The organism is Acinetobacter sichuanensis (assembly GCF_003024515.2).
GTDB lineage: Bacteria > Pseudomonadota > Gammaproteobacteria > Pseudomonadales > Moraxellaceae > Acinetobacter > Acinetobacter sichuanensis.
In genome coordinates, this window is sequence record NZ_PYIX02000001.1 from 68970 (window position 1) to 91449 (window position 22480).

Here is a 22480-nt window from a genome sequence, read left to right on the forward strand (position 1 = left end):
ACTCCGATTTTTTTAATTTTTTGTAACATTTGTAAGCAGTTTGCTTGCAATAAGTGCCTTGTATGAGCCAGATGCTCTACTAAAATGGCATGGATAAAATAATTTACTATATGTTGTTCGGAATCCTGTATGTCTAAACCAACCACGATTGTGTGGCAGTCCACTACTCCTGTTTTATTTAAATTATCATTCATGACAACAGCACTGGCTGCCATTGGTTTAATGACAGGGTGTTCTTCTTCTCAAACTGTGAGTAAACCACAGACGAGTAAGCAAACAGGAATGTTGGATGCAACAAGTCTGGACTCATTAGAAGATCTATTATCAGCAACTGATATGCGTGCTGTAGAGGGCGATCGTTTACTTATTTTAAAACATGGTGATGTCTGGAAACGTATGTCAGTCGGTTTTAAAATGAATGAAGATCGTTGGGATCCACGTATTGATGCACAGCGTAGTTGGTTTGCTGCACGTCAGCCTTATATTGATCGTTTAAGTGCCCGTGCATCTCGTTATTTATACCATACTGTCAAAGAAGCTGAACGTCGTGGTTTACCAACTGAATTAGCACTTTTACCTATTATTGAAAGTTCTTATGATCCTGCTGCAACCAGTAGTGCAGCCGCAGCAGGCATGTGGCAGTTTATCCCGAGTACAGGGAAAATTTATGGTTTAAGACAATCAGGTTTGTATGATGGTCGTCGTGATGTGGTCGAATCTACCCGTGCAGCTTATGAGTTTTTAGGAAGTTTATATAATCAGTTTGGTTCTTGGGAGCTTGCTTTAGCAGCATATAATGCAGGTCCAGGACGTATCCAACAAGCAATTAATCGTAATGAAGCGGCGGGTTTACCTACAGATTATTGGTCATTACGTTTACCACAAGAAACCATGAACTATGTACCACGTTTCTTGGCTGTGGCACAGATTGTAAAAAATCCACAAAAATATGGTGTAACACTACCTCCTATTGCCAATCGACCACACTTTAGAGAAGTGTCTGTGCCTGCTGGGGTGCAACTGAATCAAATTGCTGCAACTACAGGTTTAAGCCGTGCAGAGTTATATGCTTTAAACCCTGGGCATCGTGGTGAGGTTGTTGATATCTCTAGCCCAATGAAAATTTTAATTCCAGCAGATTTAAATCCAAATATTGATACAAAATTAAGAGGCTTACAGCCGAATTCAGGTTCATATTTAGCAAGTAATACGCCGACTTATGTGCCAGCACCGACTTATGTACCTGCAAATACAGGGACGCCTATCGCGCCAACCAGAACGAATCCACCTGTACTGAGTGCAAGTAATACAACTCCCCAACCTGTTACACCTGTCACAACAACAAAGCCTGTTACGCCTTCAACTGTAACTACAGTTAGAAATACACCACAAGGTGCTTCTGCTTTAGCTGCATTTGCCTCAGATGCTGTTATTCCAAGCGCACCCCGTATTCCTGTAGCTGTGACACAAGCCAGCAATGTAAAACCTGTTACAGTTGAGCCGCCATTATCTGTACAAGAACGTGAGCAAATTATGGCAGCAGTAAAAACAGAGGACGAAAAACTCACAGTTAAGCAAGTGATTGATCCTCAAGCAACACAAGCTGAAAAAGATGAGGTCGTCAAAGAAATTAAAGCAATTGCGCCACAAGGAACTGAAATTGTTGATCCTTATGACGGTAAAATTAAGCTTACAGCGATTCAAACGAGTCAGTCTGTGGCTGAGCAACAAGGACGAGAAAATACAGTCGGCTTTGCTTATCCAAAAGGTGTAGCAGAAACCACAGCGAAAACATCAGAAGAAGCAAAATTAAATCAAGATAAAAACTTTGCCAAAACAGATAGTGAAGTTGTGGTGGTACCACCAAAAGGTAAACGTAGTACTTATACAGTGTTAGCTGGTGACACACTGGCAATCATTGCAATGAAAAATGGTGTAAATTGGCGTGATATTGCGAAATGGAACCAAGTTGATCCAAGTGGGACATTATTTGTTGGTGCAACTTTATATTTGTATGACGCTAAACCACAAGAAGCAGAAACACCATCAAGCTCAGTCAAAAAACCTGATCATACACCTGCAACGTATGTCGTAAAACCAAATGACAGTTTAACAGGCGTGGCAGAACAATTTAATCTGTCTGTTTCACAGTTGGCGAGCTATAATAATTTAACAACAACGAGTAATTTACTGGTTGGGCAAAAGCTTAACTTAAAAGATATAGGACAAGAAAAGCTCAGTGCATTAAATAAAACGCTTGTTCATTCTGACACCTCTAAACCTGAAGCAAAAATTAAGACGAAACCTTATGTTGTAAAACGTGGTGAATATCTGAAAGTTATTGCAGATCGCTATGCTTTATCTGTACAAGAGTTAGCAGATTTAACCCCTGGTTTGGAAGTAGGTAATCTATTTGCTGGGCAAAAAATTAATGTTCCATTGCAAGAAGTACAGCAAAGTGCTGAAAAACTTGAGTCGAAAGTTGTAGATCAAACTAAATTTAATAATGTCAAAGCTGAAACTCAGTATAAAACTGAAAGTTATCGTGTAAAAAGCGGTGATACTTTATCGAGTATTGCAGTTCAGTCTAAGATGAGTTTATCTGAGTTAGCCGCATTAAATAATTTATCTGTTTCAAAAGGCTTATTGGTTGGGCAAACCATTAAAGTGCCAGAAGGTAGTACGGTTCCAGAGAGTTATGTGGTTCAATCGGGTGATAGTTTGACGACTGTTGCCAATAAGTATAATTTGTCTTTAAGTCAAGTTGCTGATTTAAATGGTTTAAGTACAATAGCAGGTTTGTTTGTTGGGCAAAAACTAAAATTATCAGGTGAGCCTGTACAAGCTGCAAAAACTAAGCAGATTGAACAGCCTGAAATCCAGAGTAATGAACGAAATGTAAGTAAAGATATACATATTGTGAAATCTGGCGAAACGATTGCTTCAGTCGCTAAAAAATATCATTTACAAGTCGCATTTTTAACAGAGTTAAATGGTTTAGCACGTAATGCAAGTTTACGTGCAGGTCAGCGTCTAAAAATTGATGGTGAATTATCAACTAAAGAAAGTAATGTCAAGGAAAAAGAAGAGCCAGTGACGAAAGTGACAGCTTCAACAAAAGCCTCGACTAAAGATACTGAAGCTTATACAGTAAAAGCAGGTGAGTCGCTCAATGTCATTGCGAGTCGTACTGGTGTTTCAGTGCAGGAGTTGGCGGCATTGAATAACTTAAATGCACGTTCAGGTTTGCAACGTGGGCAAAGTATTCAAATTCCAAAAACTGTGACTGAATATAAAGTCAAAAGTGGTGATTCTTTAATTCGCTTAGCCAGTAAATATGGTATAGCAAGTAATGAACTCGCTGAAATGAATAATATTCAGCCAAATACACAGTTGCGTATTGGAACTGTCATTCGAGTACCAAACTTATAATTGATCTGTAAGTTGATTTAAAAGTAAAAGGATAGACTCAATATGCTATTGAGCTTTGCGTATGCGAAACAGCTAGGGGCAGTAGGGGTTTTATGTTGGATCGCAGGTGCATTATATGCAGCACCTCAAACAACCCCTTATATTGCAATTCATACCACTGCAAAGTACGCAAATGCTCAAGCAATGCCGTATGCTAATCCAGTTGCTCCCAAAGGCGGCATGATTAGTCAGGCAGGAAATGGAACATTTGATAATTTAAATGGCTTTAATGGCAAAGGAACGAGCGCTGAAGGTACAAATTTTTTATTTGATACCTTGATGAGTTCATCACTCGATGAACCAAGTGTTATGTATCCTTTACTAGCAGAAAAAGTGACTTTTGATCCCGATAAAACCAAGTTTGTGATTTTTCATCTTAATCCCAAAGCGCGTTTTAGTAATGGCACACCTGTCACCGCAGAGGATGTTAAATTTACCTTTGATATTATTCAGAGTAAAGCCAACCCTGGCTTTCAAATGTATTTATCTGATTTAGAAAAAACAGAAGTATTGTCTAAATACCAAGTTAAAATGACGTTTAAATCAGATAATAATACAGAAATGCCTTTGATTTTGGCGTCTATTGCCATCTATTCCAAAGCAGACTGGAAAAATAAAGACTTTGCCAAAATTACTTTACAGCCAATTTTAGGTTCAGGACCTTATTTGATTGATCGTATAGATGCAGGACGTAGCATTTCCTATAAACGTAATCCAAATTATTGGGCAAAAGATTTAGCTGTAAATAAAGGACGCTATAATTTTGATCTTGTGAAATTTGTGTATTATCGTAATTTAGATATTGCTTTTGAAGGTTTTAAGTCGGGTCAATATACGTTTCATGAAGAAAAAATGTCTCGAAAGTGGACAACAGAATATAACTTTCCTGCGTTAAAAGCAGGTATGGTCACCAAATATATTTCTAAAACAGCAAACCCTGCACCGACACAAAGCTTTGTTTTTAATACGCGTAAAGCACCTTTTAACGATATTTATTTTCGTCAAGCATTAAGTTATGCCTATGATTTTGAATGGTTAAATAAAGCTTTATTTTATGGGCAATATATTCGTTTAAACAGCTATTTCCAAAATAGTGAGCTGGCAGCTACAGGTCTACCATCTCAGCAAGAATTACAGATGATTCAGCCTTACTTAGCGCGTTTGCATCCTTTACAACGTCAAGGCGTTTTGGCAAATTGGAAATATCCACCTTCCGATGCCAGTGGGTTTAACCGTAATAATTTACTCGTAGTGCGAACTTTGCTGTTAAAAGCAGGTTATCGTTATCAAAATGCGATGTTGGTAGACCCAAAAGGGCAGCCAATTCGTATCGAGTTTATGATATTTCAGGAAAGTTTAAATCGAACCTTAATGCCTTTTGTGCGTAATCTTAAAAAACTTGGCATTCAGGTTTCTATTCGTCAGGTTGATGTTCCCCAATATATTGAGCGAATGCGCCGTTCAGATTTTCAAATGACCACCAATGTGATGCCTCAATCATTGACTCCAGGGAATGAACAAGCACAAATGTGGAGCAGTAAAGCAGCCGATGAAGTAGGAAATTATAACTATGCAGGGATTAAAAACCCTGTAATTGATGAAGCAATACAAGAAGTGATTCGTGCGCCAAATCGAGAGCAGTTAATCCTACGTACTAAAGTTTTAGATCGCTTATTGCGTTCAGGTTATTATCATATTTTGACTTATAGTAAAGACAGTGATTGGTATGCTTATTGGAGTATGTATCAACAACCAAAAGTGAAACCGCAATTATCACTGGGTTTGGACTACTGGTGGTCTGAGCCAAAACAAGCGCAAAAAATCAATCAATATTTGCGTAAACAATAATTTAGGCTGTATTTGATTGAAAATAAAAGCCATGCGCTTACAAGGAATGTCACATCAATGGGCACATACATTCTCAAACGACTTTTACTTATTATCCCGACATTATTTTTTATTTTATTAATTAATTTTGTGGTGATTCAATTGGCACCAGGTGGTCCAGTAGAGCAAGCGATACAGCAAGCTGAAAGCTTTCAAGGGATGGGGAATGCACCTGCGGGAGCAGAGGTGGTATCCGCTTCAAATAATCCCAGTCAATACCAAGGTGCTCGTGGTTTGAGTGATGAAATGGTTGAAAAAATCAAAGCACAATATGGTTTTGATAAATCTGCACCTGAACGATTTTGGATGATGCTCAAAGGTTATCTGCATTTTGATTTTGGTACCAGCTTTTTTAAAGATAAGCCTGTAACTCAATTATTATGGGAAAAAATGCCTGTGACGGTGTCTTTGGGCTTATGGAGTACTTTGCTGATTTATTTGGTTTCTATTCCATTAGGCATTAAAAAAGCCAAACAGCACGGTATGATTTTTGACAAATCAACTTCTTTGTTGTTGGCGGTTGGCTATGCTGTTCCTTCCTTTGTATTTGCTGTTTTGTTGATTGTGTTTTTTGCAGGTGGCTCTTATTTTCAGTGGTTTCCACTACAAGGCTTGGTCTCGGATGATTTTCATAGTTTAAGTGTATTGGGCAAAATTAAAGATTACTTTTGGCATATGACCTTACCTTTGATTGCGATTGTATTGGGTGGTTTTGCTGGTTTGACCTATCTCACTAAATATTCATTTATGGAAGAGTTAAATAAACAATATGTTCTGGCTGCACGTGCCAAAGGTTTAAATGAAAATCGAGTGCTCTATGGGCATGTTTTTCGTAATGCCATGCTGATTGTGATCGCGGGTTTACCTGAAGCTTTGGTGGGTATTTTCTTTGTTGGAAATCTATTTATTGAAATTATTTTTAATTTAGATGGGTTAGGTTTACTCGGCTTTGAGGCAATTACTCAGCGAGATTATCCTGTGATTTTTGGTACATTATTTTTATTTACGCTGTTAGGGCTTGTATTACGTTTGATTAGTGATGTGTTGTATCAAATTATTGACCCTCGTATCGACTTTGAATCAAGAGGAGCAAAATAATGTCTCCATTGATGCAAGCAAGATTTAAAAAATTTAAAAAAAATCGTTTAGGCTTTAGTTGTTTTATTCTATTTGCGCTTATTTTTATTTTATCTTTAGGTGCCGAATTTATTGCCAATGATAAGCCTTTATTGGTCAAATATGATCAGCATTATTATGCGCCTGTATTAAAAACTTATTCTGAAACGACATTTGGTGGTGTTTTTGAGAGTGAAGCAGACTATCGTGATCCTGCTGTGCAACAGTTAATTGATGCTAAGGGTTGGGCGATCTGGCCGATCTTACGTTATTCCTATCAAACACCAAATTTAGACTTGGCTGTGCCTCTACCTTCACCACCGACTGCACAAAATTGGTTAGGTACAGATGATCAAGGACGTGATGTCGTTGCACGAATTTTGTATGGTTTAAGGATTTCTTTGTTATTTGGTTTAGCTTTAACGTTATTTGCTTCAGTGATTGGTATTTTTATCGGCGCAATACAAGGTTATTACGGTGGTTGGGTTGACTTAATTGGTCAGCGCATATTGGAAGTGTGGGGTGGTTTGCCAACACTCTTTATGATTATGATTTTAGTGAGTTTATTTACACCAAGCGTATATTGGCTATTTTTGATTATGTTGGTTTTTGGTTGGCCAGCGTTGGTTGGCTTAGTACGTGCTGAGTTTTTACGCGCACGAAACTTAGACTATGTTCGTGCTGCACGTTCTTTAGGTGTGCGTGATGGGACGATTATGTTTAGGCATATTTTACCTAATGCGATGAGTTCAAGTTTATCGCAGCTTCCTTTTATGTTGACCGCAAATATTACAGCATTAACTGCATTAGATTTTTTAGGTTATGGTTTACCACCGGATGCAGCATCTTTGGGTGAGTTGTTGTTACAAGGCAAGAATAACTTAAATGCGCCATGGTTGGCTTTATCGGGCTTTTTTACATTGGCTTTGGTTTTATCTTTGTTGATTTATATTGGGGAGGCGACACGTGATGCATTCGATCCAAGACGTCAATAAAGACGCAAAATTAGTATTGTCTGTGCGGCATTTAAGTATTCAAAATCAACAACATGATTTGGTGCAAAATTTAAACTTAGATTTACATGCAGGAGAAACGATTGCCATTGTGGGGGAAAGTGGTTCAGGTAAATCTATCAGCAGTCTAGCAATGCTAGGTCTATTGCCTGAACACTTAAAAGTTACAGGTGAAGCCAATTTAAATGGGCAAAATTTATTACAAATGAATGAGACACAGTTACGTCAAATTCGTGGTAAAAAAATTGCGATGATTTTTCAAGAACCTATGACGGCTTTAAATCCATTACATCGGGTTGAAAAAATTATTGGTGAGCCTTTGTTGTTAGAGGGTATGCCTAAAAATAAAGTGCGTAAACGTGTGATTGATTTACTCACAGATGTGGGCATTCCTGAACCTGAAGAAAAGTTAAGTCGTTATCCTCATGAGTTATCAGGTGGGCAAAGACAGCGTGTGATGATTGCAGCAGCTTTGGCATTAGAGCCTGAAATTATTATTGCAGATGAGCCAACTACAGCTTTAGATGTGACTTTGCAAGCGCAGGTGTTAAATTTATTACAGCTATTGATTGTAAATCATGGCATGGCAATGATTTTAATCAGTCACGATTTAAATTTAGTGAAACGTTATGCCAATCAAGTCATTGTAATGAATAAAGGTCGAGTTGAAGAAAAAGGTGCGGTGAGGGACATTTTTAATACACCTAAGGCGGACTATACGAAGCATTTACTTGATCATGATTTTGGTATTGCAAATCCTGTACCACGACAAGACCCTTCTGCATTGGTGTTGTCCTTACATCATGTTGGTGTCAAATTCCCCATCAAACAAGGCTTGCTAAATCGGGTAAAAGACTATTTTGTTGCTGTTGAACCTTTAGAATTGAGATTACATCAAGCAGAGTCAATCGGAATTGTGGGGGAGAGTGGTTCAGGTAAAACGTCTTTGGCTTTGGCTGTAGCACGTTTGATTGACAGTGATGGCTTAATCGTCTTATTAAATCAAGATTTAAATAGGCTCAAAGAGTCAAAATTGCGTCCATTACGTGCTGAATTTCAAATGGTTTTTCAAGATCCATTCAGTAGTTTAAATCCACGTATGACGGTAGAACAAATTATTGGTGAAGGCTTGGCTTTGAAAAAACTCAAAGCAGATGAAATTCAAAAACACATTACAGAAGCTTTGTTAAAAGTTGAGCTTCCTGCTGAATTTATATCACGTTATCCACATGAATTATCGGGTGGGCAACGCCAACGTGTTGCATTAGCACGTGCTTTGGTTTTACGTCCAAAATTAATTATTTTTGATGAGCCAACATCGGCTTTAGACCGTACTACACAGCGAGCTATTGTGAAGTTATTACGTCAGTTGCAAGCAGAGTTTCAAATCAGCTATTTATTTATTAGTCATGATTTACAGGTTGTCAAAGCATTGTGTCAAAAAGTTTTAGTATTGCGTCATGCTAAAGTCATAGAGTTTCAGGATACTGAATCTTTATTTAAAAACCCTAAAACTGACTATACTAAGCAATTGATTTCAGCGAGTCAGTATTAAAATAGCGCAGCGTTTAAGTTTGGCATGCAATTTTGACATGAGATATTGTCAGATTTTGCTTGACCATTTTTTTAAATAATTTAGAGTAAATATTCTAAAAATAGATTAGAGATGCACCATGAGCCATATTGCACAATCATTTAAAATACGAAATACCACCTTTAAAAATCGCATTATTAAAGGTGCAATGAGCGAAGCATTAGCAAACCATGCAGGTCAACCGAATAAATTACATTTAGGTTTATATGATGCATGGGGTAAGGGTGGTTTAGGCTGTGCGATCACAGGTAATGTCATGGTGGATTTTCGTGCCAAAAACGAACCAGGCGTGGTTGTGGTTGAAACAGAGCGTGATCTAGAAAAACTCACAGCATGGGCAAATGTCGGTAAAAAGCATGACATGGTACAACTGATTCAGTTGTCACATCCGGGACGTCAATGCCCACGTGGTTTAAATAAAGAAACCGTTGCACCTTCTGCAGTGGCATTCAGCCCAACGTTGGCAACGACATTTGGTACGCCACGTGCTTTGGAAGAAGCTGAGATTTTGGATATTATCCAGCGTTTTGCTGAATCTGCACGAATTTGTGAAAAGGCGGGTTTTGAAGGTGTGCAACTGCATGGCGCACATGGTTATTTGATTAGTCAGTTTTTATCGCCATTGACCAATAAGCGTCAGGATCAATGGGGTGGTTCTATTGAAAACCGTTCACGTTTTTTATTGGAAATTTATAAGGCAGTTCGTGCTAAAACTTCAGAAAATTTCATTGTTTCCGTTAAATTAAATTCGGCAGATTTCCAACGTGGCGGTATTACTGAAGAAGAAGTGATTCATGTCTTTAAAGCTATTGATGCGGCAGGCATTGACTTAATTGAAGTATCAGGCGGAACCTATGAAGCGCCTGCGATGGCGGGTGCCAAGGCGGATAAACGGAAGGCGAGTACCATTGCCCGTGAAGCATATTTCCTCGATTTTGCAGAAAAAATTCGTAAAGAAGTCAAATGCCAACTGATGGTGACGGGTGGTTTCCGTACTGCGCAAGGTATGAATGCGGCTTTGGACAGTGGTGCATGTGAATTTATCGGGATTGCCCGTCCTTTGGCGGTAGAAACAGATGTCAGCAACAGTTTGATTGCTGGGCGTGATGTACGCTATGCCGTGGAGCAAATTAAAACGGGTATTCCATTTGTTGATAAAATGGCAATCATGGAAATTCTGTGGTATGCAGCGCAGTTTAAGGCGATTGGTGAAGGCAAACAGCCAAATCCTAAATTATCACCATTAAAAGTCTTCTTGAACTACGCCAAAAATAATGTCAAAGCTGTGATTCAAGGGCGAGTGAATTCACGTAAATCAGCTTAATGGGCTTTATTCCAATATAATTGAAAATGCTCGGCAGACCATTGTCCTTTCGCTTTTGCACGCTGAAAGGCGGGTCTGCTTTCTATTTGTCTCAGATAGGCATTGATATGCACGTAGTTTTGAAATGTCTGATCCAGTTGTGTACAGGCAAATAAGGGAAACCACAATAAAATATCAGCAGCCGAAAAGCGTTCTCCTGCGATCCATGGATTAAGTTTAAGTTGTAGCTCAATCTGCTGCATGTGTTGTTGTAGTGCGTTATTTAAATAGCCCTGATCAAAACCATATTTAAATACTTTGGCAATAAAACGAATTGGAAATGGCGTATGTTGCACGATTTGTGCAAAAATTTGTTTGAGTGCCACATTTGGCATAAAAGAAGCATCTGCACAATTTTTCCAATAATAAAAATCAGCAAGTTGCTTATTTTCCATCATATGATGTGTGGCGAGCTGTGTAGATTGCTGGCAAAGAAAATCCACAATGGCAGTGGTCTCTGCCAATACCAAGGCGGATTGCGCAGGCGGAGCATACACCAAAGTTGGAAATTTTTTAAAGGGATGAGGGTGTTTAGGGTGGTCTTGTTCTTGTAGATGTTCTGTAAAGGTCAAGAGTTCATAGTCAAGATTTAATTCTTCACATAACCAAACGATGCGTTGCGAGCGCGAGTTTTGTAGATGATATAAAGTGATGTGCATTTGATTGCTACTTTTTAAAATAATGCTTGATGTCAAATTGCGAAACGCAAAGTGATTTTAAAAATAATATGAGTAAATTGAAGTGATGTCTCGATTAATTAATACAATATTTTATCTGATTTTAATGCTCAGTTGCAGCGCTGTATACGCAATACCATTACAGACTGGCGATTTGATTTTTCAGACCTCGAAGTCTGCACAGAGTCAGGTGATCCAACTGGCAACGCATTCACCTTATAGTCATATGGGAATGTTGGTGAATAAAAATGGTCGATTATGGGTCTTGGAAGCAATCCAACCTGTTCAATACACACCATTTGAGGCATGGATAAGGCGTGGTGTGGATCAAAAATATGTCGTAAAGCGTTTGATTCAAAGTCTAAACTCAAAACAACAAAATGCTTTAATCAAAAATGAAGAACAGTATTTAAATAAACCTTATGATATTTATTTTGAATGGGATGATCGTGCGATTTACTGTTCTGAAATTGTGTGGAAAGCCTATAAAAATGCTTTGGCAATAGAATTAACGCCTTTACAACAATTAAAGAATTTTGATTTAACTAACAGTAAAGTTAAAGCTTTAATGAAGCAGCGCTATGGTGAACATATTCCATTGCAAGAAAAAGTGATTAGCCCTAAAGCACTGTTTGATTCTCGATATTTAAAAAACAGTTTATAGTCGATAGGCATAAAAAAACCTGAGTCATGATGCTCAGGTTTTTTATAAGAATGTAAAACATTCTAGAATGTGGCGACCCTACGGGGATTCGAACCCCGGTTACCGCCGTGAAAGGGCGATGTCCTAGGCCTCTAGACGATAGGGTCAATAAAATGAGGCATACCTTTGAATTTAGAAACTAAACCATAAATTAATGGCGACCCTACGGGGATTCGAACCCCGGTTACCGCCGTGAAAGGGCGATGTCCTAGGCCTCTAGACGATAGGGTCGTTTCAGAGGTGGGCGTATAATAGGGTGAATAAGTGAATGTGTCAAACACTTTTCAGCAATAAAAAAGAAAAAATAATTTGAATGTATAAATATAAAACAATATTTTGGGTTTTGGTTGAATTTGGCACAGTTTTGGGACTGTGTGAGCTAAAGTGCTTGAAGAATAGCTTGAATGACAGCAGGATTTTGTAAATAACCAGCAATATTATGTGGGTGGTCAATAAATGTCCGAATGCGTTGATTTAGAATATGAGGTTCAAAATTAAAAGGTGCATTGCTTAAAGGAAAAGCACTTAAAAAATCGTCTTGAGAATAAAAATTGAACCAATCACCCTGTAAAATTGTTGGGCGCAGAATAGGATGCAAAATTTTGGCTTGAATGACACGAAAAGCTAAGGGGGAAGCGAGAGTAATAAAACGTTGTATATTATATTTCGGATCAAGTCGTTGTAATAAATTATAGGCAATCACAGTGCCAAGTGAATGCGCAACAATAATATGTGGCTCATGTTCATCTAAACACTTTAGAACCCGTTGATGTACTTCTTGTAAAAAGTCTGCATTATCTAAATATAAATAAGTTTCAATCAGAAAACGATGAATCATACTTTCATGCAGTTGAGGGAAATGATTTAAAAGTAATACAAATTCTTTTAATGCACTGTCTTTGATCATCTCTGATGCTAAATAGAGTTGTGTTTTAAGTGCAACAGGTTGTTGAGGAGAAAGTGTCGGAATAAATGTAGGAGGGTGAATAGAAAGTGTAGACGGCTTTTTAGCAAAATATGGGACATGAAAATTAAGCAAAAATTTAGGCAAGAGCATTTCTAAATCAAACTGATTACTCAAATGATGTGTGGTAATGAGATCGCCATAAAATGCCAATTGAATATTTAATGGAGATTTGAGCGCAATCTGCTGAGCATTTATACCTTGCTGAAAAATATCACACCAATATCTTTGTAGGGATTGTGCTGTGTGGTTTTGTTGATTCATGCCATGAATAAAAATAATTTTCATTAAAATTTTAAAAATGGTTTTTGTTTAATCCAATATAACAATTGTCATTATCATTAGGGAATTTAAAACATAAAAAAGTGCAGCTTACGCTACACTCTTTTAGGCTCATTACTTTTGTTTGGTTATTATTATTCTGATTTATAAAAATAAGCATAACTTGCATAACAACCTGCAATAAACACTAAACAACTGATAAAGCCAACATGCATTTCGGGGTCAAACACCATACTAATTCCTGTAATTAAACAGAAAATAAACCCTAAAATTGGAATAATAGGAAAGAAAGGTACGGAAAAAGCAAGATCAGATTTACGATGTCCTGATTTATACCATGTACGACGAAAATTAAATTGACTCCAGCAAATACTCATCCACACAATTACCATTGTAAATGCTGCAATTCCTAATAGATTTTTAAAAATCTTTTCAGGTGCAAATTGCTCAGACAATAAGCCAGGCATTGCGCCTAACATGGTCACTAACACTGCAATATAGGGAATACCACGAGCATTTAATTTAGAAAATATAGCAGGGAGCTGTTTTTTTGCGGATAACGACCACATCATGCGTGAAGCTGCAAATAAACCTGAGTTTGCTGCTGATAATAATGCCGTAATAATCACAAAACGAATAATATCTTCAGCATAAGGAATACCAATATGCGTAAACACCGTAACGAATGGGCTACTACTAACACCTTCAGCATTTAAGCCTGCCAGTTCATGAGGAAGAAGTGCGCTAATTACAATGATTGTACCCACGAAGAAAATTAACAAACGCCACAGTGCAGTATTAATCGCTTTAGGTACATTTTTTGCGGGATCTTTGGTTTCACCCGCTGCAACACCGATCAACTCTGTACCAGAAAAGGCAAAATTAACAATTAACATTGTGGTAAAGATAGGAAACAAACCTTGTGGAAACCAGTCTCCTGCTGTCAAGTTGCTAAAAAGAGGTGCTGTGCTATAGCCGTCGTAATGAATGACGCCAAAAATAGCCAGTAAACCTAGCAGAATAAAAGCAACAACGGTCACTACTTTGATTAAAGAGAGCCAGAACTCAGATTCAGCAAACCAGCGTGTCGAACTCATGTTGAGTATAAGTACAATAGCTGCAAAAATAAGTGTCCATAACCACATAGAAACTTGTGGAAACCATTCTTGCATCAATAAGGCGGCGGCGGTAAATTCGGTACCCAAAGTTGCTGACCATGTTAACCAGTACAGCCATGTCACAGTATAACCTGTTGCAGGACCAATATATTTTTGAGCATAAGAGCCAAAAGAGCCTGACTCTGGCATGTGTACAGCAAGTTCGCCCAAACAGAGCATCACCATATAGGCAATAATACCACCCAAAATATAGGAGATAATGGCACCAATAGGACCCGCTTGAGCAATAACTTCACCAGAGCCTAGAAATAAGCCTGTGCCTATTGCACCACCTAGTGAAATCATCACCAAATGTCGAGTACTCATTGCACGTTTTAATTGTGCAGAATCGTCCTGAGTTTGGTTGTCATTCTGAGTATGAGATGGCTGCATAAAAAGTAATGAAAGATAAATAGGAAGCGCAGTATTGTAGGTGTTATTGCGTTAGAGTTCAAAGCCGAACTGATAAATTCAGTGTAATTGTATAGATTGTTTGAACAATTAATAAAGTTGGGTGTTAAAAAATAGACAAGATGAGATGCAAACAAAAAATGCTTGGAGTACTAGAAAAATTGAGATGAGTACATGAAATACTAAAAATAGATGGCGACCCTACGGGGATTCGAACCCCGGTTACCGCCGTGAAAGGGCGATGTCCTAGGCCTCTAGACGATAGGGTCGTTTAGAAGATGGCGCTATCTTATTGATCCGCCATCAAAGTGTCAAGTACATGAGGAGAGAGTTTGTTCAAAATATAGCAAAACAGTTCAGCAGTTTTTTGAGTGTCATATAAAGCAGAGTGTGCTTCTTTGCCATCAAATTCAATTCCTGCCTGAATACATGATTTTGCTAATACAGTTTGACCAAACATCACAGCACTCAAAGTGACTGTATCAAATACAGAAAAACTATGAAATGGATTTTGATTTTTAGTTCCTGTACGTGCAATGGCTGCTTTGAGGAAACCTAAATCAAAATGTGCATTATGTCCAACCAAAACTGCATGCGTACATTGTTGTTGGCGACGAACTTCATTCACTGCTTTAAACATACGTTTTAATGCTGTTTTTTCGTCTTCAGCCATCGCAATACGCATAGGATTTGATGGATCAATCCCAATAAAATCTAATGATCGACGGTCTAAATGAGCACCTTCAAAAGGATTAATGTGTGCGTGATGAGCCTCACCAGGCACAAATTTTCCTTCAGCATCATAAATAATTGGAATACACGCAATTTCAAGTAGAGCGTCTGTATCTGCATTAAAGCCTGCTGTTTCAACATCCACGACAACGGGTAAAAAACCACGGAATCGTTGAGCAATTACAGGCTGTATTTCAGTTGTCACACTTTTCTCCATTGAATGGTTTTACCCGCATATAATGGAATAATATTTTCACCATCTAAATAGTCTAAACTTTCAGGAATCACTTGGTCTTCTTTCACAAGGGTGATGGTTTTGGTGTTACGAGGAAGTCCGTAAAAATCAGCACCGAAATGACTTGCAAAACCTTCTAAACGCTCAATTTTACCAATTTGGTCAAATGCTTGAGCATAAAGTTCAATTGCTGTTGGCGCACTATAACAACCTGCACATCCACAAGCATTTTCTTTAGCATTTTTTGAATGCGGAGCACTATCAGTACCTAAGAAAAATTTAGGGTTACCGCTACTTGCAACTTCTAATAATGTTTGTTGGTGAACTTGACGTTTTAGAATTGGTAAGCAATAAAAATGAGGCTTAATGCCACCCACTAACATGTCATTACGGTTAAATAATAAATGTTGTGGTGTGATGGTTGCAGCAACATTACGATCTTGTTCTAAGACAAAATGCGCAGCTTCACTGGTTGTGATGTGTTCCAATACCAATTTTAATTTTGGAAATTGTCTTAATAAAGGAACTAAGACTTCATCTAAAAAGCGTTTTTCACGATCAAAAATATCAACATGGTTATGTGTAACTTCACCATGTAATAATAATGGGACTTGATGTTCTTCAAGCTGTTCAATAACGCCGTAAACCTTACGAATATCACTCACGCCATTATCTGAATTTGTCGTAGCGCCTGCTGGATAAAGTTTAATTGCATTGACATGGGTTGAATCTTTAATCTTTTTCACTTCAGAAGGTGCGGTTTGATCTGTAAAATACAGCACCATGCGTGGGTCAAAGTCCATGCCTTCAGGTACATGTGCCATGATACGTTCACGATAAGCCAATGCTTCTTCAACTGTTTTTACAGGTGGAACAAGATTTGGCATACAAATCGCACGAGCAAATTGTTTTGCTAAATCAGGAACAGTACGTTTTAATGCAAGACCATCTCTAAGATGAGCGTGCCAATCATCGGGCTGAAGAATAGTAATCGTGTTCAAGGCAGTTCTTACTGAAAAATAAAGTAGATGATAATCCATTCCAACAAAAATGGTAACCGCTATTTTTCGCTTGCTAAATCTTTGCACATATTCTATAGATTGAATTGGTGTTTTTTTAGCAATATTTATTTCTATTTTAAAATTAAATGTTTATTCTTTATACAATACTTTAAAATAGTCAGAAAATAGCAGGGGAAAAATAAATACTTTGATTTAATGTAGGATAATCAAATAAATATTTTCTATTGAGTAAAGAGTCGGCTTATTTTAAAAAAACGCAATAAAATTACACTTTCCTTTTGATAAAGTGTTAAATTTGTCACGTTTTTTGATGCAAATATATTTTGAGTGAATAAATTAATCTTTTTAATGATTGGTATATTTAACGAGCTGATATTCAAAAATAATTTATTGGTTTTACTTTGGGTAAAGTATATTGTGTTGATAGGGTTATGATAAAAAGCATATCGGTTAGACTAAAAAATTTAGATAACGATTTGTTTTTTAATATTTAAAATGAGATGAATAGAGAGTAGAAAATGCGCAAAAGTGTGCCATTCATCATGTTGTTTGCATGTGTCACGATTTTTAATACATCAATTTATGCGACAACAAGCAAAGCTGCGAATGATGATAAAAAAATAGCTCAAGTTGCATCTGCACCATCCGTTAGTTGGGATAAAGAGTCCATAAATAAAGCTGTGTGGTCTGCTCAATTAGCACGTGGACAGTATCCTGCTTATGCACGAGCACAAGTCATGCTCAATAATTTACATGCTTCTCCTGGTCCAATTGATGCAAAAAGTGGTAAAAATTTCTTGAAAGCAATTTCTGCTTACCAACAAATGAATGGTCTAGAAATTACAGGAGTTTTAAATCAAAGCACATGGAATAGTTTGGTTGCTCAGCAAACACAACCTGCCTTTACTGAATATACGATTACAGCACAGGACTTAAAAGGTCCTTATGCGAAAAGTATTCCACGTAATTATGCTTTACAAGCGAAAATGAAAGGCTTGTATTACACACGTATTACTGAAATGTTAGGCGAAAAATTTCATATTGATGAAGAGTTTTTAAAACAAATAAATCCTAAAGTAAATTTTAATAAAGCAGGTCAGAAAATTATTGTACCGAATGTACGTAATGATTTATCTGCGGATATTACTTTGATTGTGGCACATAAAGGCGCACGCCAATTATATTTGTTTAATCATTTAAATCAATTGGTTGGATCTTTCCCTGCAACCATTGGTGGTGCTGATACGCCTTCGCCTAAAGGTACACATAAAGTCGTAAAAGTCGCAGCAAATCCTTATTATGGTTATTCACCAAAGAATTTTGTACAAGGCGGTAATAAGAAACCTTTAACATTACCACCTGGTCCAAATGGTCCTGTGGGTAATATGTGGATTGCTTTAAGTAAGCCGTCTTTTGGTATTCATGGCACACCAAATCCATCTTTAATTTCGAAAACAGCATCACATGGTTGTATTCGCTTGACCAATTGGGATGCGAATGATTTAGGGCGTAAAGTTCAAGAAGGCGCTGTAGTAAAATTTTTAGAGTGATTTTAGCCGTTAAAATTTTTTGTTTATAAATAGAGGTATTTTATACCTCTATTTTTATTTTAAACTTATTATTTAATTATATTAAAATATTTATTTATTATTTATTTAATATTATTGTGATTTAAACCGCTTAAATATAATAAAAATGTGATTTATTTTATTTTTATAAAGTTGGAATTAATTATTTCATTGCATTATTTATAATGTTAATCTTGTTGAGGTTTTATTTATTTTTAAAAATAAACTTTAAAATAATGGAATGTAAAAGTAAGTAGTAAATAGATGAATAGTAAAATAGAAGATGAACCCGAAATCCAAGAACTAGAAAGGCAGCGAAAAGAATACGAGTGCTTACTCGAAAATCAATCAAAAAGTATGTCATCACTTTTTTCAAAATCATTAGAGGCTAAATTTTGGAAAGATCGTGAAGACAGATTAACTAAATTAATTGTACGGGCATTTTTTCCAGCCACCATTTTCTATTTTTTATTTGAACTGATTAGTTTACCCATTAACTATTTTACGACTGAGGTGATGTATCGTAAACATGATGTTCTGATGACGCTTATTTCATATAGCACAGGGTGGATTGCATTATTAACGGTTTATTTAATGGCAAAGCATCCTGTATGGAAAGTTTATTATCGTCATGTTGTTATGACTGTCATTATGATCGGTTTGAGTATTGTACAAATTGTTTTATTTTCAACTCAATCAGGATCTATGACATGGCGAGGCACATTAATTATCATTTTTGCATTAATGTTTGCTTATATTTGTTCAGGTATACGTCCGCGATATACTTTTATCGCAGGTATGATGTCCGCACTCATAACATGTTTAGTGTTATGGATAACAGGGAAATATGTACCACAATGGGTATTATTTAATGTCTTAGTCTTAGGAAATTTAGTCGGTTTAGGTCTTGCAGTTTTAACCATTTCAACAGAAAGAATCCGTTTTTTGCAGTCGCTTATTATTGATCTTGATAAAAAAATATATGCTGCTTTAAATCAGCATTTAGTACGGTTAAGTCATCAAGATACTTTAACATTACTCGATAATCGTAGAAGTTTTGAACAGAAATTTTCACAAAGTTTATATCGTGCAAAAGATAAACAACAACCTTTGGCATTATTATTTATAGATGTCGATTTTTTTAAGTTATTTAATGATTATTATGGGCACCAACAAGGAGATATGGCTTTAATCTCTGTAGCTGAAGTATTAAAAAAGAATATTCAAGACGATGATATTGCAATTCGTTATGGTGGAGAGGAGTTTATTATTTTATTAAATAATAGTTCTTATGAAGCCGCGATTAAAGTTGCAAAAAAATTACTTGAGGATATGTATAAACAAAAAATTCCACATGAGCATTCTAAAATTTCCAAATATTTAACGATCAGTATTGGTTTAACGGTTTATTTAGGAAATGAGCATATTTTAGAAAAAGAGCTTTTAAATATCGCGGATAATGCCTTATATCAAGCCAAAAAACAGGGGCGCAATCAGTATATTTTTATGCCTACCAATACCAATATGCATGATATAGATGTCAATAAAAACCCAGTTAAAAACTCATAGCTGAATTCTGTATTGTATTCATCCGTATTCGCATAGTCAGTGATCGCGCAAAGGGTTATTATAGCTGCATTATTGCATTGGAATGAATTATGAAAATTGTTGCAGATGAAAATCTAGCATTTACTGAATACTTTTTTTCAGAATACGGGGAAATTCATCAAGCAGCAGGGCGTACTTTGACCCATGATGATGTCAAAGAGAGTGATGTTTTATTAGTGCGTTCAGTGACCAAAGTTAATGAAGCATTGATTGGAAATACAGCGCTGCAATTTGTAGGTAGTGCAACGATTGGTACAGATCATTTAGATATTGAGGCTTTAGAAAAACATCAAATTGCTTGGTCAAATGCAGCAGGTTGTAATGCTCAAGCTGTTGCAGAATATGTGATTACGGCATTATTACATTTAAATGTGAGTTTAATTGATCAAAATAAGACATTTACTTTAGGGATTATTGGACTTGGTAATGTAGGTTCACGTTTGGCTTATATGGCAACTTTACTTGGTTGGCATGTGATTGGTTATGATCCATTTGTAAAATGTAATTATATTCAACAAGTTGAATTAGAAAGATTATTAAAAACAGCCGATGCAATTACCACGCATGTTCCACTCACCAAAGCAGGTGAGCATCCAACCTATCATTTGATTAATGCTGAAGCATTAGCAATGATGAAACCTGAAGCAATTTTAATTAATTCAGCACGTGGCGCTGTCGTAGAAGAAGCAGCCTTAATCCAAGATATTCAACAGACGCAACGCCGTGTCGTGCTAGATGTATTTGAACATGAGCCTGAGATTTCTCAGCAATTATTAGACTTAATCAGCATCGTCACCCCACACATTGCAGGTTATAGTTTTGAGGGTAAGGCACGCGGTACACAAATGATCTATGAGGCATTTTGTAAAACGTTTGATTATGCTGCACACAAAAAATTTGAGAGCCAACTGCCTGCATGTGAACAATATTTTTATGGCAATAATATTAAGCAAACATTGAAAAAGTATCTTACAGAAATTTATGACATTCAACGTGATGATGATAATTTAAGAGCTTGTTTAAAAGATGGTAAAGTAGATCAAAAAGCCTTTGATTATCTTAGAAAAACCTATCCTTTACGTCGTGAATGGGCTGCACACGGGGGACCTAAAGCATGAGTGATTATAAAGTGAATTATCAGCCGACATGTGATATTCAAGCACTGAAAGCCCGTGCCAAAATGTATAGCCAAATTCGTCAGTTTTTTGCTGAACGAGATGTATTGGAAGTTGAAACGCCTGTGCTTTCTCAAGCGGGTGTGACTGATGTGCATTTGGCTTCTGTGCAAGCGCAACGTCATGTACAAGGTAAAAAGCAAACGCATTATTTACAGACTTCGCCTGAATTTGCCATGAAGCGTTTGCTCGCAAGTGGCAGTGGTGCGATTTATCAGATTTGTAAAGTGTTCCGTGACGATGAACATGGGCGGAAGCACAACAGTGAATTTACCATGTTGGAATGGTATCGACCTGCTTTTTCACTGAAAGATTTGATGCTTGAAGTGACTGATTTGTTGAATGTAGTTTTGGCACAGCGTTTCGGTGAAGTTCGCCCAACCATTTACAGTTATAAGCATGCATTTATGGATCGTTTGGATTTAAATCCCTTGCAAGCGACTTTGGCAGAATTGAAAGATGCTTGTCGCCGTGTTGGTTTAAATCTGGATTTGGGTGATGATCGTTTAGGGTATATCGACCTGTTATTTTCACACATGGTTGAGCCAAGTTTAGGTTTTGATACACCTGTGTTTTTAACCGATTTTCCACCTGAGTTGGCTTCTCTTGCTAAGACACGTGTTGATGAAGATGGTGAATTGGTTGCGGCTCGTTTTGAGTTGTATATTGAAGGTTTAGAGCTTGCCAATGCTTATGATGAGTTGATTGATGCTGATGTGTTACGTGGGCGTTTTGAGGCGGATAATGCTGAGCGTGAAAAACTCGGTTTGCATGTGATGCCGATAGATGAATACTTACTTGCAGCTTTGCCGAATATGCCTGAATGCTCAGGAATTGCTTTGGGAATAGATCGTCTATTGATGGTGGTGCAAAATCAAATGAAGCTGGAAAAAGTGGTGAGTTTTACTGCGGATGTGTCGTGATATAATGAATGAAAACATGTCTGATTAATGTGATTGGGCATGTTTTTTATAAAATAATTATAGAAGACGAAAAAATATGAAACCTTATTTTATTAAAGATGATGATGGAAATTATCTAAATCCTGAGTATATCGAGCGTATTATAAAAATAAGATATTCAAGATTAGGATCAATATTGGTTTTTATGGGGATAAAAAGACCAAAAAGTGGCGGTGATCTTGATACGACAAAATTTTTAGAAGGTGACTTTGATGTATTGGAATGGATAGAAAATTTAACGGAGGTATGTCCTGACGTCGCATGTCTACTCTCTCATGATGAATGGGTGAATGATAAGTTGTGTGATATTAATTTAGACAATATGAATAAAACAGAAATTCATACAGCATTAGATAGTAATAAAATTTCGCACATTAACTCTATTTATGAAAACAATATATTCCAATATTTTGAAATTGTGTATATTGATTCAGATCAGGGCACAATTAAAAAGTTTGATTCGGAAGAGTTGGCACAGGACTGGATTGCAGAGCATTTTAAAGTGATTTAAATAAGAGTAAGAAAAATTATCAGTTATTG

At 36.8% G+C, this 22480-nt stretch carries 17 protein-coding genes and 3 tRNA genes; 12 read left to right on the plus strand and 8 right to left on the minus strand.

Annotation, left to right across the window (positions count from 1 at the left end; all coding sequences use genetic code 11):
• The first annotated feature begins 129 nt into the window (after positions 1–129).
• The 6 genes from C9E89_RS00345 to C9E89_RS00370 all read left to right on the plus strand — a co-directional run bounded on the left by C9E89_RS00345 (position 130) and on the right by C9E89_RS00370 (position 10405).
• Positions 130–3432 (plus strand): LysM peptidoglycan-binding domain-containing protein, encoded by a 3303-nt coding sequence (locus C9E89_RS00345; RefSeq protein ID WP_107006456.1) that lies wholly within the window; start codon positions 130–132, stop codon positions 3430–3432.
• A 42-nt stretch (positions 3433–3474) separates the two neighbouring features.
• Entirely contained in the window at positions 3475–5319 is a 1845-nt protein-coding gene (locus tag C9E89_RS00350; protein WP_107006457.1) for an extracellular solute-binding protein, read from the plus strand.
• 57 nt (positions 5320–5376) lie between these two features.
• Positions 5377–6456 (plus strand): microcin C ABC transporter permease YejB, encoded by a 1080-nt coding sequence (locus C9E89_RS00355; protein WP_107006458.1) that lies wholly within the window; start codon positions 5377–5379, stop codon positions 6454–6456.
• The gene (locus tag C9E89_RS00360; RefSeq protein ID WP_107006459.1) at positions 6456–7469 is read left to right on the plus strand and encodes an ABC transporter permease; all 1014 of its coding nucleotides are present in this window, start codon (positions 6456–6458) and stop codon (positions 7467–7469) included. The genes C9E89_RS00355 and C9E89_RS00360 overlap by 1 nt, the downstream gene beginning before the upstream one ends.
• Entirely contained in the window at positions 7444–9042 is a 1599-nt protein-coding gene (locus tag C9E89_RS00365) for an ABC transporter ATP-binding protein (protein WP_107006460.1), read from the plus strand. Before C9E89_RS00360 ends, C9E89_RS00365 begins: the two co-directional genes overlap by 26 nt.
• A 118-nt stretch (positions 9043–9160) precedes the next feature.
• Positions 9161–10405, plus strand: coding sequence for an NADH:flavin oxidoreductase/NADH oxidase family protein (locus C9E89_RS00370; RefSeq protein ID WP_107006461.1), 1245 nt, complete (start codon positions 9161–9163; stop codon positions 10403–10405).
• Here C9E89_RS00370 and C9E89_RS00375 read toward each other — a convergent pair.
• The gene (locus C9E89_RS00375; RefSeq protein WP_107006462.1) at positions 10402–11103 is read right to left on the minus strand and encodes a glutathione S-transferase; all 702 of its coding nucleotides are present in this window, start codon (positions 11101–11103) and stop codon (positions 10402–10404) included. The genes C9E89_RS00370 and C9E89_RS00375 overlap by 4 nt on opposite strands.
• A gap of 85 nt (positions 11104–11188) precedes the next feature.
• On the opposite strand from C9E89_RS00375, the gene C9E89_RS00380 reads away from it, so the two are divergent.
• Positions 11189–11785, plus strand: coding sequence for a YiiX family permuted papain-like enzyme (locus tag C9E89_RS00380; protein ID WP_107006463.1), 597 nt, complete (start codon positions 11189–11191; stop codon positions 11783–11785).
• Between the two features lie 70 nt (positions 11786–11855).
• On the opposite strand, the gene C9E89_RS00385 is transcribed toward C9E89_RS00380, so the two are convergent.
• From C9E89_RS00385 to pyrC, 7 genes are all read right to left on the minus strand, one after another.
• Positions 11856–11931 (minus strand) — tRNA-Glu (locus C9E89_RS00385).
• A 48-nt stretch (positions 11932–11979) separates the two neighbouring features.
• Positions 11980–12055, minus strand: a tRNA-Glu gene (locus C9E89_RS00390).
• 148 nt (positions 12056–12203) lie between these two features.
• Positions 12204–13076: a lipase family protein gene (locus tag C9E89_RS00395; protein WP_107006464.1), complete on the minus strand. Its 873-nt coding sequence runs from the start codon at positions 13074–13076 to the stop codon at positions 12204–12206.
• A gap of 128 nt (positions 13077–13204) precedes the next feature.
• Positions 13205–14620 carry an amino acid permease gene (locus tag C9E89_RS00400; protein ID WP_107006465.1) on the minus strand — a complete coding sequence of 472 codons (1416 nt, stop codon included), beginning with the start codon at positions 14618–14620 and terminating at the stop codon, positions 13205–13207.
• A gap of 211 nt (positions 14621–14831) precedes the next feature.
• Positions 14832–14907 (minus strand) — tRNA-Glu (locus tag C9E89_RS00405).
• A gap of 20 nt (positions 14908–14927) precedes the next feature.
• On the minus strand, positions 14928–15587 hold the full coding sequence (gene rnt / locus C9E89_RS00410; protein ID WP_107006466.1) for a ribonuclease T: 660 nt from the start codon (positions 15585–15587) through the stop codon (positions 14928–14930).
• Positions 15572–16606, minus strand: a complete 1035-nt coding sequence (gene pyrC, locus C9E89_RS00415) for a dihydroorotase (protein WP_107006653.1) — start codon at positions 16604–16606, stop codon at positions 15572–15574. The genes rnt and pyrC overlap by 16 nt, the downstream gene beginning before the upstream one ends.
• A gap of 539 nt (positions 16607–17145) precedes the next feature.
• On the opposite strand from pyrC, the gene C9E89_RS00420 reads away from it, so the two are divergent.
• The 5 genes from C9E89_RS00420 (at position 17146) to C9E89_RS00440 (ending at position 22451) form a co-directional block, all read left to right on the plus strand.
• Positions 17146–18177, plus strand: a complete 1032-nt coding sequence (locus tag C9E89_RS00420; protein WP_107006467.1) for a L,D-transpeptidase family protein — start codon at positions 17146–17148, stop codon at positions 18175–18177.
• A gap of 282 nt (positions 18178–18459) precedes the next feature.
• Positions 18460–19764 carry a GGDEF domain-containing protein gene (locus tag C9E89_RS00425; RefSeq protein WP_107006468.1) on the plus strand — a complete coding sequence of 435 codons (1305 nt, stop codon included), beginning with the start codon at positions 18460–18462 and terminating at the stop codon, positions 19762–19764.
• Between the two features lie 89 nt (positions 19765–19853).
• Positions 19854–20921, plus strand: a complete 1068-nt coding sequence (locus C9E89_RS00430; protein ID WP_107006469.1) for a 4-phosphoerythronate dehydrogenase — start codon at positions 19854–19856, stop codon at positions 20919–20921.
• On the plus strand, positions 20918–21901 hold the full coding sequence (gene epmA / locus C9E89_RS00435; protein WP_107006470.1) for an EF-P lysine aminoacylase EpmA: 984 nt from the start codon (positions 20918–20920) through the stop codon (positions 21899–21901). Before C9E89_RS00430 ends, epmA begins: the two co-directional genes overlap by 4 nt.
• A gap of 76 nt (positions 21902–21977) precedes the next feature.
• Positions 21978–22451 (plus strand): hypothetical protein, encoded by a 474-nt coding sequence (locus C9E89_RS00440; RefSeq protein ID WP_107006471.1) that lies wholly within the window; start codon positions 21978–21980, stop codon positions 22449–22451.
• Positions 22452–22480: the final 29 nt, after the last annotated feature.

What these genes read in the sequence shown, in the direction of transcription:
- C9E89_RS00440 (WP_107006471.1), top strand. Translation starts at nt 21,978, where the DNA reads ATGAAACCTTATTTTATTAAAGATGATGATGGAAATTATCTAAATCCT.
- C9E89_RS00375 (WP_107006462.1), bottom strand. Translation starts at nt 11,103, where the DNA reads ATGCACATCACTTTATATCATCTACAAAACTCGCGCTCGCAACGCATC.
- C9E89_RS00355 (WP_107006458.1), top strand. Translation starts at nt 5,377, where the DNA reads ATGGGCACATACATTCTCAAACGACTTTTACTTATTATCCCGACATTA.
- C9E89_RS00370 (WP_107006461.1), top strand. Translation starts at nt 9,161, where the DNA reads ATGAGCCATATTGCACAATCATTTAAAATACGAAATACCACCTTTAAA.
- C9E89_RS00345 (WP_107006456.1), top strand. Translation starts at nt 130, where the DNA reads ATGTCTAAACCAACCACGATTGTGTGGCAGTCCACTACTCCTGTTTTA.
- C9E89_RS00350 (WP_107006457.1), top strand. Translation starts at nt 3,475, where the DNA reads ATGCTATTGAGCTTTGCGTATGCGAAACAGCTAGGGGCAGTAGGGGTT.
- C9E89_RS00365 (WP_107006460.1), top strand. Translation starts at nt 7,444, where the DNA reads ATGCATTCGATCCAAGACGTCAATAAAGACGCAAAATTAGTATTGTCT.
- C9E89_RS00360 (WP_107006459.1), top strand. Translation starts at nt 6,456, where the DNA reads ATGTCTCCATTGATGCAAGCAAGATTTAAAAAATTTAAAAAAAATCGT.
- epmA (WP_107006470.1), top strand. Translation starts at nt 20,918, where the DNA reads ATGAGTGATTATAAAGTGAATTATCAGCCGACATGTGATATTCAAGCA.
- C9E89_RS00425 (WP_107006468.1), top strand. Translation starts at nt 18,460, where the DNA reads ATGAATAGTAAAATAGAAGATGAACCCGAAATCCAAGAACTAGAAAGG.
- C9E89_RS00395 (WP_107006464.1), bottom strand. Translation starts at nt 13,076, where the DNA reads ATGAAAATTATTTTTATTCATGGCATGAATCAACAAAACCACACAGCA.
- C9E89_RS00430 (WP_107006469.1), top strand. Translation starts at nt 19,854, where the DNA reads ATGAAAATTGTTGCAGATGAAAATCTAGCATTTACTGAATACTTTTTT.
- C9E89_RS00400 (WP_107006465.1), bottom strand. Translation starts at nt 14,620, where the DNA reads ATGCAGCCATCTCATACTCAGAATGACAACCAAACTCAGGACGATTCT.
- rnt (WP_107006466.1), bottom strand. Translation starts at nt 15,587, where the DNA reads ATGGAGAAAAGTGTGACAACTGAAATACAGCCTGTAATTGCTCAACGA.
- C9E89_RS00380 (WP_107006463.1), top strand. Translation starts at nt 11,189, where the DNA reads ATGTCTCGATTAATTAATACAATATTTTATCTGATTTTAATGCTCAGT.
- C9E89_RS00420 (WP_107006467.1), top strand. Translation starts at nt 17,146, where the DNA reads ATGCGCAAAAGTGTGCCATTCATCATGTTGTTTGCATGTGTCACGATT.